Source organism: Chelatococcus sp. CO-6 (genome assembly GCF_001271345.1).
Lineage (GTDB): Bacteria > Pseudomonadota > Alphaproteobacteria > Rhizobiales > Beijerinckiaceae > Chelatococcus_A > Chelatococcus_A caeni.
The window spans coordinates 696563-709621 of record NZ_CP012398.1 but is presented as its reverse complement, the minus strand read 5'-3'; the positions used below and the strand labels follow the sequence as shown (position 1 = coordinate 709621).

The following is a 13059-nucleotide window of genomic DNA, read 5'->3' as shown; positions in this document are numbered from 1 at the left end:
CGCGTCGCAGGCGGGGCGCTTCAACGGGAGGAAACGAAACATGGTGCGCAAGCTTTCCACCATCCTGGCGACCGCGGTCGTGGCATCGGCGGCCTTCGCCGTGCCGGCCAAGGCGCAGGATTCGGTCTATGTGCCGCTGTTCACCTACCGCACCGGCCCCTTCTCGGGGTCGGGCATCCCGATCGCCAACGGCATGCGCGACTATCTCACCATGCTCAACGAGCGTGATGGGGGCATCGGCGGCGCCAAGCTCATCCTCGAGGAGTGCGAGACGGGCTACGACACCAAGAAGGGCGTCGAGTGCTACGAGGCGGTGAAGGGCAAGAACCCGGTGATGATCAACCCGTGGTCGACGGGCATCACCCTGCCGCTCATCCCGCGCGCGGCCGTCGACAAGATCCCGATCCTGTCCATGGCCTATGGCCTCTCGGCCTCGGCGGACGGCGACACCTTCCCGTGGATCTTCAACCCGCCGAACACCTACTGGGATGGTCTGTCGATGATCATCAAGTACATCGGCGAGCAGGAGGGCGGCCTCGACAAGCTCAAGGGCAAGAAGATCGGCTACGTCTATCTCGACGCGGGCTTCGGCCGCGAGCCCCTGCCGCTCTTCGACCAGCTGTCGCGCGACCTCGGCTTCGAGCTCAAGCTCTATCCCGTGCCGGCCGACAGCATGCAGAACCAGTCCTCGCAGTGGCTGAGCGTGCGGCGCGACCGGCCCGACTACATGGTGATGTACGGCTGGGGCGCCCTCAACCCGACCGCCGTGAAGGAAGCGGCGAAGATCAACTTCCCCATGGAGAAGTTCATCTCCATCTGGTGGCCAGGCGATGACGACCTGCGCTCGGCGGGCGCCGGCGGCAAGGGCTTCAAGACCCTCAACTGGCACGCGGTGGGCACGGACTTCCCGGCCCTGCAGGACATCCAGAAGCTCGTCGTCGACAAGGGCCTCAGCCAGGCGCAGAAGAACACCCTGGGCGAGGTGCTCTACAACCGCGGCGTCTACAACTCGATGCTGATCGCCGAGGGCATCCGCAACGCCCAGCAGCTCACCGGCAAGAAGGTGGTGACGGGCGAGGACGTGCGCCGCGGCCTCGAGACGCTCGACCTCAACGAGGCCCGCCTGAAGGAGCTCGGGCTCGAGGGCTTCGCCGGCCCGATCAAGCTCACCTGCACGGACCACAACGGCCATCGCCCGGCCTTCATGCAGCAGTGGGACGGGGAGAAGTGGGTGAAGATCTCCGAGCCCATCGAGCCGATGGCCGACCGCGTCAAGCCGCTGCTCGAGGCCGCCGCGAAGGACTATGCCGAGAAGAGCACCGGCTGGCCGAAGCGCACGGAGCCCTGCGACAAGCAGTCCTGACGGAACGTCCGCAGCCTCGTCCCTCTCCCCTCGCGGGGGGAGGGGCAGGGGGCAGGGCGAAACGTGACCTTCACCGTCCGCCCCCAACCGCTCCCGGAGGGCCAGGGGGGAACGAGGGAACCAGCATGAGCACCGCAGCCGCGCCCGCCGCCGAGGCGGCGACAGAGACGATCCTCTCGGTGAACAACATCGAGGTGATCTACGACCACGTCATCCTGGTGCTGAAGGGCGTGTCGCTCACCGTGCCGCGCGGCGGCATCGTCGCGCTGCTCGGCGCCAACGGGGCGGGCAAGACGACGACGCTGAAGGCCGTCTCCAACCTGCTGCGCGCCGAGCGCGGCGAGGTGACGAAGGGCTCGATCGAGTTCGACGGCGAGCGCGTCGACCGGATGACGCCGAACGAGCTGGTGCGGCGCGGCTGCATCCAGGTGATGGAGGGGCGCCACTGCTTCGGTCACCTCACCATCGAGGAGAACCTCCTGACCGGCGCCTTCACGCGGCGCGACGGAGGGGCGGCCATCCGGCGCGACATGGAGATGGTCTACGATTATTTCCCGCGCCTCAGGCAGCGCAAGAGCTCGATGTCGGGCTACACCTCCGGCGGCGAGCAGCAGATGTGCGCCATCGGCCGCGCCCTCATGTCCCGGCCGAAGATGATCCTCCTCGACGAGCCGTCGATGGGCCTGGCGCCGCAGGTGGTGGAGGAGATCTTCGAGATCGTGAAGGACCTCAACGCCCGGGAGGGCGTGTCCTTCCTGCTCGCCGAGCAGAACACCAACATCGCCCTGCGCTATGCCACCTACGGCTATATCATGGAGACGGGGCGCATCGTGATGGACGGCGACGCCGCCTCGCTGCGCGAGAACGAGGACGTCAAGGAGTTCTACCTCGGCATCGGCGAGGGCGAGCGCAAGTCCTTCCGCGAGGTGAAGAGCTACAAGCGCCGCAAGCGCTGGCTGATGTAGGAGCGAAGGATGGACGTGGTCGACACGGGGCGGATGGCGGCTTTCGCGCTGATCGCGCTCGGCATGGTGCTGACGCCGGGGCCGAACATGATCTATCTCGTGTCGCGCTCGATCACGCAGGGCTGGCGTGCCGGCGCCGTCTCGCTCGTCGGGGTGGCGGCGGGCTTCGTCTTCTACATGGTTGCGGCGGCCGTGGGGCTGACGGCGCTCGCGCTCGCGGTGCCCTTCCTCTACGAGGCCATCAAGTGGGCGGGGGCCGCCTATCTCCTCTATCTCGCCTGGCAGGCGGTGAAGCCCGGCGGCGCGACGCCCTTCGAGGCGCGGAACCTCGCGCCCGACAGGCCGGTCCGCCTCTTCGCCATGGGCTTCCTGACGAACCTGCTCAACCCGAAGATCGCGGTGCTCTACCTGTCGCTGCTGCCGCAGTTCGTCGATCCCGGAAAGGGCGACGTGCTGCTGCAGAACATTCTCCTCGGCTCGATCCAGATCGGCGTGAGCGTCAGCGTCAACATGCTCATCGTCGTATTCGCCGGCGCCATCGCCGCCTTCCTTGCTCGCCGGCCGCTGTGGCTCAGGGTGCAGCGCTACCTGATGGGACTGGTGCTCGCCGGGCTCGCCGTACGGCTTGCGACCGACCGTCGCTGAGAGGACCGATGAAGGAATTCTACGACCATCGCGAAACGCGCGACCCCGCCGCGCGGGAGGCGGAGCTTCTCGCCCATCTGCCGACGCTCGTCGCCAAGGCGATGCAGGCGCCCGGCTGGGCCCAGCATCTTTCCGGCATCCAGCCGCTCGACATCACGAGCCGCGAGGCGCTGGCGAGCCTGCCGGTGCTGCGCAAGTCCGACCTGCCGGCCCTGCAGAGCGCGGCGCCGCCCTTCGGCGGCTATGTCGGCGACGCTCCCGGCAGCTTCAGCCGGCTCTTCGCCTCACCCGGGCCGATCTTCGAGCCGGAAGGGGCGCAGGCCGACCCGTGGCGCTCGGCGCGCGCGCTCCATGCCGCCGGGTTTCGCAGCGGCGACGTGGTGCTCAACACCTTCTCCTATCACCTCACGCCGGGCGGCTTCATCCTCGATTCCGGCGCGCGGGCGCTCGGCTGCGCGGTCATCCCGGCCGGGCCCGGCAATACCGAGCAGCAGCTGCAGGTCATCGCCGCCTATCGCCCCACCGGCTATACCGGCACGCCGGATTTCCTGAAGATCCTCCTCGAGGCGGCCGATGCGGCGGGGCTCGACACCTCCTCCTTCCGCAGGGCGGTGGTATCGGGCGCTGCCTTCCCGCCGTCGCTGCAGAGGGCTTTCGCCGAGCGCGGCATCGACGGCTACCAGCTCTATGCGGTCGCGGAGTGCGGCGCCATCGCCTACGAGACGCCGGCCCGCGAGGGCCTCATCGTCAACGAGGACCTCATCGTCGAGATCGTGCGGCCGGGCACGGGCGATCCGGTGGCGGAAGGGGAGGTGGGCGAGGTGGTCGTCACCTCGCTCGACCCGCACCATCCGATCCTGCGCCTCGCCCTCGGCGACCTGTCCGCGATCATGCCCGGGACGAGCCCCTGCGGGCGCACCAACCTGCGCATCAGGGGCTGGCTCGGGCGTGCCGACCAGACGACGAAGGTCAAGGGCATGTTCGTGCGTCCGGAGCAGGTGGCCGAGATCGGCCGCCGCCATCCGGAGCTCGGCAAGCTGCGCCTCGTCGTCACGCGCGAGGACGAGATGGACGTGATGACGCTGCAGGCCGAGACGGCCAATGCCGATCTCGTCGACGCGGCGGCCGTGGGCGAGACGCTGCAGGCCGTCGCCAAGCTGAAGGGCGGCGTCTCCCTCGTCTCGCCCGGCGCCCTGCCCAACGACGGCAAGGTCATCGCCGACGAACGCAAGTATGATTGAGAGGCAACGGCAGTCGGGAATAGGCAGGCGGCAGCGGGCGCCTACCGGATTGATTGCGCCTCCCTTGCAAAGGCGTTGGGTGAGGGATCCGAGCAGTCTTGATCCTCCCCGCACGGGGAGGTGGCGCTGCGAAGCAGCGACGGAGGGGCACGCGGTCAACATAGACACGTCGTTCCCGTCCTCGACCCCGCCCGTCTCGGTCCTTCGGACCGATCCACCCTCCCCTGGAGGGGAGGGATCCATCCGTCGCGCTGGGGCGGCTAGTCCTAACTTCTGAGGCTGAAGGACGTCTCCCGGCCGCACCTACTGCATCACGATGCGGCCTTCGGGCTTGATGTCGATCGTGCCGAGCTTGCGGGCGTAGACCATCACGTCGTTCGCCATCAGCTTGCCGGCGACGTCGAGGTCGCCGCCCTTGACGCCGCTCGCCAGCATCGAATAGCCGTCGCCGCCCTTCAGCAGGAAGTCGTTGGTGGCGACCGTATAGGTCTTGTCGTCCTCGATGGGCGCATCGCCGACCGTCACCGCGACGACGCGGCTGCCGGCGGGGCGCTTGGGGTCGACCGTCACGGTCAGCCCCGACACCTGCGGGAAGCGGCCGGCGCGCTGCTCCATCTGCGAGAAGCCGTTCTCCAGCGCCGCCTTCACCTGCTTGCCGGTGAGGCTGGTGACGACGGTGCGGTTGCCGAAGGGCATCTCGGTGAGGATGTCGCGGCGGGTCAGTTCGTGGCCGGCCGGATATTGCTTGTTGCCGCGGATGCCGCCGCCGTTGGTGATGGCGATGGTGGCGCCCGTCGCCTCGCGCATCGCATCCGCGATGAAATCGCCGATGGCGGTTTCGTGCGAGCGGACGCTCGCGGTGCGGCTGTCGAGCGGGGCGGCGAGCGTGGCGACGGCGATGTCGAGCTCCTTCGACAAGTCCGCCTCGTAGCGCGCAACGACCGCGAGCACCTCCGGGTCGGGGTCGACGGCGCGGGAATCGTTGACGCGGAAGGTCGGCGTCCACGTCACCTTGCGGGCGCTGCCCTCGCCGCTCACGGAGGCGGTGAAGTCGATGGCCGTGACGTAATTGCCCTCCTCGTTCGATTCCACCATCACCGTCTTGCCGTCGAAGCCGATGGCGAGGTCGTGGTCGTGGCCGGTGAGCAGCACGTCGACGAGGCGCGAGCGCACGATCTCGTAGTCCATCGCCCGGTCCGTATGCGTGACCGCGACAACGAGGTCGGCGCCTTCCTCGCGCAGCTTCTTCGCCTCCTTGCGCAGCGTCTCCATCACCGGCAGGAAGGCGAGGTCGCCTGGATCCGACATCTGCGGCACGTTCTCGAGGATGAGGCCGACGACGCCCACCTTGATGCCGCCGAGTTCGAAGACGGCGCTGTCCTGGTGGCCGGGCAGGGGATTGCCGGCGGCATCGCGCATGTTGGCGGCGAAGAAGGGGAACTCGGCCTCGCGCTGGCGGGCGAAATAATCCTCCTTGCCGAAGTCGAACTCGTGGTTGCCGGGCACGAAGACGTCCGGCTTGATCATGTTGGTCAGCGCCACGATGTGGGCGCCGTGGTCGAAGCCGGACATCAGCGAGGGCGAGAAGCAGTCGCCGGCATGGCAGAAGAGCATGGGCACGCCGCGCGCCCGCTCGGCCTTGACGATGGCGGCAAGGCGCGGGAAGCCGCCGCGTCCCTTGTCCTCGTTCATCTTGTAGATGTCGTTGACGAGCAGGAGCGTGAAGCTCGCCGGCGGCGGTGCGGCTTCGGCGCCGGTGGTCAGCGTGGCGGCGGCGAGGCCGGCGGTCACGCCGAGGCGCAGGGTCTGGCGACGGGAGATGGGGCTCATGGGAGGCTCCGACCGGTGGCACCTTGCGAGGAGAATGGCGCGGGCGCGCCAAAGCATGATGTCGGGCCCATGATGTCGGGCCATGGAGCGGCCGGCAAGCGGCGCGAGCGGTGCCGTTGGAACTTATCTGCGGCGATCGGTCCCCCGGCGGCGGCGGCGCGTATATTGGACAGGCGGCGAAAGGTGTCTACATGAGGCCTGTCGTGCCTGTGCGAGCAACGAATGGAGAGCGATCCGGTGTCTTCGAGCGAAGCGGCATCCCGCGCTGTGCGCCTTCCTGCCGACCATCCGCCCGTCGCGGCGGGGCGCATCGGCGTGCTGCTGCTGAATCTCGGCACGCCCGACGCCACCGACTACTGGTCGATGCGCCGCTACCTCAAGGAGTTCCTCTCCGACCGGCGCGTCATCGAGACCCCGCGCATCCTGTGGTGGCCGCTGCTCAACGGCATCATCCTGACGACGCGCCCCGGCCGCAAGGGCAAGGACTACGAGACGATCTGGAACAAGGAGCGCAACGAGTCGCCCCTGAAGACGATCACGCGTTCGCAGGCGGAGAAGCTCACGCAGAAGCTCGCCACCATGCCGGGCGGAAGTGAAGGTCGCTTCGTCGTCGACTGGGCCATGCGCTACGGCAATCCGAGCGTCAAGGAGCGCCTCGAGGCGCTGCAGCGCGAGGGCTGCGACCGCATCCTCCTGGTGCCGCTCTATCCGCAATATGCCGCCGCGACCACCGCCACCGCCTGCGACAAGGCCTTCGAGGCGCTGATGCAGATGCGCTGGCAGCCGACCATCCGCGTCTCGCCGCCCTATCACGACGATCCCGTCTATATCGGAGCGGTGGTCGAGAGCCTGAAGGCCGAGCTCGCCAAGCTCACCTTCGAGCCCGAGGTCATCATCGCCTCCTTCCACGGCGTGCCCAAGGACTACCTCCTCAAGGGCGATCCCTATCACTGCCAGTGCCAGAAGACGGCGCGGCTGATGCGCGAGGCGCTCGGCCTGCCGCCGGAGCGCTTCATCCTCACCTTCCAGTCGCGCTTCGGCCGGGCCGAATGGCTGCAGCCCTATACGGACATGACCGTGAAGGGCCTCGCCGAAAAGGGCGTGAAGCGCCTCGCCGTGGTCATGCCGGGCTTTTCGGCGGACTGCCTCGAGACGCTCGAGGAGATCGCCGGCGAAAACGCCGAGATCTTCCACGAGCATGGCGGCGAGCACTTCGCCGCCATTCCCTGCCTCAACGATTCGCCGGAGGGCATGCGCGTCATCGAGCATATCGTGACGCGCGAGCTTCAGGGCTGGGTCTGATCGCTCGCCCTGGCCGCCCTCGGGCGAGCGAGAGCCCGCTGCGGATTACGCGACCCTCTGTGCGACCGTTGCCGGTGCTTTCGCGGTCGCCGGCATGTGATATGTAGCCTCGCCGCGAGGCGCCATGCGGGGGGCGCGGTTCAGGGGGCATCATGTTCGGCTTCGATATCTTCGTCATCGTCCTCGTCGGTCTCGTCATCCTGACGATCGCGCTCGGGGTGCGCACGGTGCCGCAGGGCTATGCCTATACGGTCGAGCGCTTCGGCCGCTACTCGCGCTCGCTCGGCCCCGGGCTCGGGCTCATCGTGCCCTATGTCGAATCCATCGGGCACAAGGTGAACATGATGGAGCAGGTGCTCGACGTGCCGAGCCAGGAGGCCATCACCAAGGACAATGCCGGCGTGAAGATCGATGCCGTCGCCTTCTTCCAGGTGCTCGACGCCCCGCGGGCTTCCTACGAGGTGTCGGACCTGTCGCAGGCGCTGCTGACATTGACGATGACCAATATCCGCACCGTCGTCGGCTCCATGGACCTCGACCAGCTGCTGTCGCACCGCGACGAGATCAACGAGAAGCTCCTGCGCGTCATGGATGCGGCCGCCTCGCCCTGGGGCGTCAAGGTGACCCGCATCGAGATCAAGGACATCCTGCCGCCCGCCGACCTCGCCGATGCCATGGCCCGGCAGATGAAGGCCGAGCGCGAGAAGCGGGCCAGCATCCTCGAGGCCGAAGGCGAGCGCCAGGCGCAGATCCTGCGCGCGGAGGGCGAGAAGCAGGCGCAGATCCTCGCCGCCGAGGGCCGCAAGGAGGCCGCCTTCCGCGACGCGGAGGGGCGCGAGCGCCTCGCCGAGGCCGAGGCGAAGGCGACCTCGCTCGTCAGCGAGGCTATCGCCCAGGGCGACCTCGCGGCGGCGAACTTCCTCGTCGCCGAGAAATATGTCGACGCGCTCAAGAGCCTCGCCGCGGCGCCCAACCAGAAGGTCGTGGTCGTGCCCATCGAGGCGGCGGGTGTCGTCGGCACGCTCGCCGGCCTCGGCGAGATCACCAAGACCGTCTTCGGCGAGGGCGGCTCCGGCACCGCCGTGGCGCGCCAGCTGCAGGCCTCGCGCCGCGGCAGCGTGCCCCCGAGCGGCGGGCCCGGCACTGCCGCCCCGGTCTGACGGGAGGCTCACGTGATCCGCGAGGCGATCATCGCCCTCGGCCCCTGGGCCTGGATTGTGCTGGGGCTGGTGCTCGTGGCGCTCGAACTCGCAGCGCCTGGCGTCTTCCTCATCTGGCTCGGCCTCGCCGCCATCGCGACAGGCCTGATCGATGCCCTGTTCGACCTCTCGTGGCAGGCGAGCGCCATCGTCTTCGCGCTGCTCTCCGTGGCGAGCGTCGTCGTGGGGCGGCTCGTCACCCGGCGCCGCGACGAGGGATCGGCCGACCAGCCCTTCCTCAACCGGCGCGGTGCGGCGCTCGTCGGCCGCAGCTTCACGCTCGATGTTCCGATCACGGGTGGGGAGGGCCGGGTGCGGGTCGACGACACCGTCTGGCGCGCCGTCGGGCCCGACTGCCCGGCGGGCACGCGGGTGACGGTCACGGGGCTCGACGGCGCCAATCTCGTCGTCGCGCCACATGAGGACGGCGACGCCTGAGGCGCCGCCGTCGCCCGCTTACTGCTGCAGGCAGATGCGGCCGTGGCGCGCACGGCCGGCGAGCTGGCGGAAGTCCCGGCCGGACATGTGGACGATCGTCTCGTGGTCGCCCGCTTCGAAATAGATGTCCGACAGGTCGGCCAGCATCTCGTCGACGATCATCGGCATGCCGTAGGCGGCGCCGAGCGGGGGAACCGCGCCGCGGGCGCAGTCCGGGAAGAGCCGCTCGATCTCGGCCTCGCGGGCAAGCTCGACCTCCTCGTCGAGCATCTCGCTGACGGCGCGCAGGCTGAGGTGCCGCGAGGCGGGCAGGACGGCCAGCATGTAGCCGGCCTTGTCCTTCAGCACGACCGCCTTGGCGATCATGTCGGCCGGCACGTCGCAGACTTTCGCCGTGCGCATCGAGGTGGCGGTGGGTTCGTGGCGCATGAGGTCATAGGCGACGCCGCTGCGCGACAGGTAGTGTTCTAGTCGTGGTGCGGTGGACATGACGCGTTCTCCCTTCGCGGGCGGGCCTTTCGCCCCGCTCGGGACCGACGCGTTATCCGTCACGGCCTTTCCGGACCCGTGACGATCCTGCTTCTCGCCGCGCCGCCCGACGGGCGGCCCCCCGGCTCCTGGCGGGGATCATATCGTCTGGTGCCGTGCGCGCAAAGCACGATCGGCGGGCAGGCGGGACGAGCCGGCCGGCTGTCAGGCGGCGCCGGCGCGCAGGAGATCGAGCACGTGGATGATGCCGACGGCGCGCCCGTCCTCGGCCACCACGAGGGCGCCGACCTTCGTCCGCTCCACCACCTCCAGCGCCTCGCCGACCAGCGTGTCGGGCGTGACGGCCTTGGGCGTGGGGTTCATCACCTCCTCGACGCGCTGGGCGAGGAGCGAGGGGTTCATGTGCCGGCGCAGGTCGCCGTCGGTGACGATGCCGGCGAGCCGGCCGTCGTCCTCGCTCACCAGCACGCAGCCGAAGCCCTTGGCGCTCGTCTCGACGATCGCCTCGGCCATCGACGTGCCGCGGCCGACGAGTGGCAGGCGTTCGCCGGTATGCATGATGTCGCGCACGAACTTGAGCTGGGCGCCGAGCTTGCCGCCCGGGTGGTAGACGCGGAAGTCCTGCGCCGAGAAGCCGCGGCTCTCGAGCAGGGCGATGGCGAGCGCATCGCCGAGGGCGAGCTGCATGGTCGTCGAGGTGGTGGGTGCGAGTCCGTTGGGGCAGGCCTCGCTCGCCTTGGGCAGGGCAAGGCACACGTCGGCCTCGCGGCCGAGCGTCGACTGCGCGCTCGATGTGAAGGCGATCAGCGGCACGCGGAAGCGCTTGGCATAGCCGATGATGTCGGACAGTTCCGTCGTCTCGCCCGACCAGGAGAGGGCGAGGATGGCGTCGTCCGCCTGGATCATGCCGAGGTCGCCATGGCTCGCCTCGCCGGGGTGGACGTAATAGGCCGGCGTGCCCGTCGAGGCCATGGTGGCGGCGATCTTGCGGCCGATGTGGCCGGACTTGCCCATGCCGGTCACGATGACACGGCCGCGGGCACCGGCGATCGCCTCGACCGCCGCCTCGAAGGGGGCGGCGAGATCGCCCCCGATGGCCTCGATCAGGGCCGCGAGCCCGGCCCGCTCGCTCGACAGCGTGCGCAGGGCCGAGGCCACGGCCGTGTCGGTCCTGCGCTGCGTCGTGCCGGGGTCGCGGGCTGCAAGGCTGCTCATGGTGTTCTTCCTGCTCTCGTCTTGCTCCTAGCGCCGGGCGCTCGGATTTCTCGTGGCGGTCTTAGCACGGTGAGTGGCGGCAGGCGACGTCGGCGCCGAAGCTTACCGGGCGTTAACCATGCCGCTTTAGCCTCCATTAACCACGCTGGCCATCCGCCGGAAAGAACCGTCACGGCGGCTGAGCCGCATCGCCTTTGCAGGAAAGCGACCACTTGCGCCAGGGCCCCTCCATTCCTTCTCGCCGGTGCGGCGGCGCGCCGCTGGCAACGTGCCTCGCCGCGGGCGCGATCATGCTCGCGGGGCCGGCCGCGCACGGCCAGGATGGTTCGTCGTTTTTCACGCTGCGCGGCACCGTGCAGCCCGATCGGGCCGGCGCCGGTGGGGGGCGGGTGTCGCTGCCAGGCGTGCTCGAAACGTCCGCCGGGGACGGGTCGCAGACGCCGCCGCCTTCGCCCGTCCATCGTCCGGTGCAGGCCCCCACCTCATTGGAGCAGAGCCCGCTGCGTCCGTCGCAGGTGCCGGTCGCGCGCCTGCCCGCGCCGCTCGACGCGCCTTTCGCCCCCCCGCGGCCAGGCGAGTTGGAGGAGGAAGATCCGTGGGCGCCGCTCGGCCTGCGCCTCGGCACGCTGACGGTCTTTCCGTCGATCGAGGTCGACGGCGGCTACGACAGCAACCCCCGGCGCGAGAGCGGGAACGTGAAGGGAGCGACCACCGTCGTCACGCGCGGCGGTGTGGCCCTGCGGTCCGACTGGTCGCGCCATGAGCTCACGGGCCATCTGCGCGGCTCCTACTGGGCCTTCCCCACCCTCGAGAAGGCGGACCGGCCGGAGGCGGACGGGCGCCTCAACCTGCGCCTCGATGCCACGCGGGATACGACCATCAATGTCGAGGGGCGGGCATCGCTGACGACGCAGCGGTCGGACAACCCCAACCTGCCGGGCGGCGTCGTCAACCAGCCGACGATCATCTCGTATGGCGCTTCACTGGGCGGCGCGCACCGCTTCAACCGGCTGACGCTCGGGGCAACCGGCGTCGTCGAGCGCAACGTCTATGGCGACGCCGAGTTCGCCGACGGCAGCCGCCTCGACCAGAGCTACCGCAACTACAACGAATATGGATTGCGGCTGCGGGCGGGCTACGAGGTGCACCCCGGCTTCATCCCCTTCGTCGAGGGGCTGATCGACCGCCGGCAGTACGACGAGCGGATCAATGCCGGCGGTTACGAGCGTTCGTCCAACGGGCTCGGGGCGCGCGTCGGCTCCACCTTCGAGCTCACGCGGCTCGTCACCGGCGAGGCGGCGATCGGGCACCAGGTGCGCAAGTACGACGATCCGCGCCTCGCAGACCTGCGCGGGCCCATCGGCGAAGTATCGCTGATCTGGCGGCCGACGGCGCTGACCACCGTCCGGCTGACGGGGGCGAGCAGCCTCGGCGAGACGACCATCGCCGGCTCGAGCGGCGTCGTGAACCGCAGTGCGACGCTCGCACTCGAACACGCCCTGCGCCGCAACCTCGTCTTCACGGCCTCGGCGACGCTCAGCGACAGCGACTACAAGGGCGTCGACCTCAACGAGAAGGGCTTTACCGGCCGTATCGGGATCGACTGGAAGCTGACGCGCTCGCTCGCGGTGCGCGCGGGCTTCACCCACGAGCGGCTCGACAGCACGGCGCCGGGAGACGACTACACCGCCAACATCTTCCTCGTCGGGTTGCGCCTGCAGCGGTGAGCTTCGCCGGGGGGCCGGGGTGCCGCCGCCTGCGGCGGCTGTCGACGGCCGGCCATATCAAGGGCTCCACGATCTGCCGCCGTCATGGTCAAGCGCATTGACCGCTTGTCCGTTCGCGCAGCGCGAAAGTGCGACCGAGAAGCGCGTGCCTCTCCACCGTCACGGCCGGGCATGTCCCGGCCATCCCCGCCTTTCACCCCTGCGCGAGCGTCACGGCGTGGATGCCCGCGACGAGCGCGGGCATGACGGCTGAGACAAATTCGCAAACGGAATGGGGCGGGTAGCACAACCTCCCCGTTCGTCATGGCCGGGCTTGTCCCGGCCATCCACGCCTCTCACCCCTGCGCGAGCGTCACGGCGTGGATGCGCCGCGACGAGCGCGGGCATGACGGCCGAGACAAGTTCGCAAATGGAATGGGGCGAGTAGCGCAGCCTCTCCGCCCGTCATGGCCGGGCCTGTCCCGGCCATCCACGGCTCTCACCCCGCGCGAGCTTTACGGCGTGGATGCCCGCGACAAGCGCGGGCATGACGGCCGAGACAAGTTACGCAAATGGAATGGGGCGGGTAGCGCAGCCTCTCCGCCCGTCATGGCCGGGCCTGTCCCGGCCATCCACGGCTCTCACCCCCGCGCGAGCTTTACGGCG

11 protein-coding genes are annotated in these 13059 nt (G+C 69.3%); 8 read left to right on the top strand and 3 right to left on the bottom strand.

Annotated features, from left to right (window positions below; translation table 11 throughout):
- The first annotated feature begins 40 nt into the window (after positions 1 to 40).
- From AL346_RS03435 to AL346_RS03420, 4 genes are all read left to right on the top strand, one after another.
- Positions 41 to 1363 carry an ABC transporter substrate-binding protein gene (locus tag AL346_RS03435; RefSeq protein WP_019404292.1) on the top strand — a complete coding sequence of 441 codons (1323 nt, stop codon included), beginning with the start codon at positions 41 to 43 and terminating at the stop codon, positions 1361 to 1363.
- A 125-nt stretch (positions 1364 to 1488) separates the two neighbouring features.
- Positions 1489 to 2328, top strand: a complete 840-nt coding sequence (locus tag AL346_RS03430; protein ID WP_019404293.1) for an ABC transporter ATP-binding protein — start codon at positions 1489 to 1491, stop codon at positions 2326 to 2328.
- A gap of 15 nt (positions 2329 to 2343) precedes the next feature.
- Positions 2344 to 2973, top strand: a complete 630-nt coding sequence (locus AL346_RS03425) for a LysE family transporter (RefSeq protein ID WP_026015497.1) — start codon at positions 2344 to 2346, stop codon at positions 2971 to 2973.
- Between the two features lie 8 nt (positions 2974 to 2981).
- On the top strand, positions 2982 to 4214 hold the full coding sequence (locus AL346_RS03420) for a phenylacetate--CoA ligase family protein (protein ID WP_019404295.1): 1233 nt from the start codon (positions 2982 to 2984) through the stop codon (positions 4212 to 4214).
- Positions 4215 to 4517: 303 nt separating this feature from the next.
- Here the strand turns inward: AL346_RS03420 and AL346_RS03415 are convergent, their stop codons facing one another.
- Entirely contained in the window at positions 4518 to 6044 is a 1527-nt protein-coding gene (locus tag AL346_RS03415; RefSeq protein WP_053193267.1) for a bifunctional UDP-sugar hydrolase/5'-nucleotidase, read from the bottom strand.
- A gap of 222 nt (positions 6045 to 6266) precedes the next feature.
- Between AL346_RS03415 and hemH the strand changes: the two genes are divergently transcribed.
- The 3 genes from hemH (at position 6267) to AL346_RS03400 (ending at position 8983) form a co-directional block, all read left to right on the top strand.
- Positions 6267 to 7346 (top strand): ferrochelatase, encoded by a 1080-nt coding sequence (gene hemH / locus AL346_RS03410; RefSeq protein WP_019404297.1) that lies wholly within the window; start codon positions 6267 to 6269, stop codon positions 7344 to 7346.
- A 152-nt stretch (positions 7347 to 7498) separates the two neighbouring features.
- Positions 7499 to 8506 (top strand): SPFH domain-containing protein, encoded by a 1008-nt coding sequence (locus AL346_RS03405; RefSeq protein WP_026015498.1) that lies wholly within the window; start codon positions 7499 to 7501, stop codon positions 8504 to 8506.
- Positions 8507 to 8518: 12 nt separating this feature from the next.
- Positions 8519 to 8983: an NfeD family protein gene (locus AL346_RS03400; protein WP_019404299.1), complete on the top strand. Its 465-nt coding sequence runs from the start codon at positions 8519 to 8521 to the stop codon at positions 8981 to 8983.
- Positions 8984 to 9001: 18 nt separating this feature from the next.
- On the opposite strand, the gene AL346_RS03395 is transcribed toward AL346_RS03400, so the two are convergent.
- Positions 9002 to 9472, bottom strand: coding sequence for an aminoacyl-tRNA deacylase (locus AL346_RS03395; RefSeq protein WP_026015500.1), 471 nt, complete (start codon positions 9470 to 9472; stop codon positions 9002 to 9004).
- 204 nt (positions 9473 to 9676) lie between these two features.
- Positions 9677 to 10687, bottom strand: a complete 1011-nt coding sequence (locus AL346_RS03390; RefSeq protein WP_019404301.1) for an SIS domain-containing protein — start codon at positions 10685 to 10687, stop codon at positions 9677 to 9679.
- A 290-nt stretch (positions 10688 to 10977) separates the two neighbouring features.
- On the opposite strand from AL346_RS03390, the gene AL346_RS03385 reads away from it, so the two are divergent.
- Positions 10978 to 12414, top strand: a complete 1437-nt coding sequence (locus tag AL346_RS03385) for an outer membrane beta-barrel protein (RefSeq protein WP_019404302.1) — start codon at positions 10978 to 10980, stop codon at positions 12412 to 12414.
- Positions 12415 to 13059 lie beyond the last annotated feature (645 nt).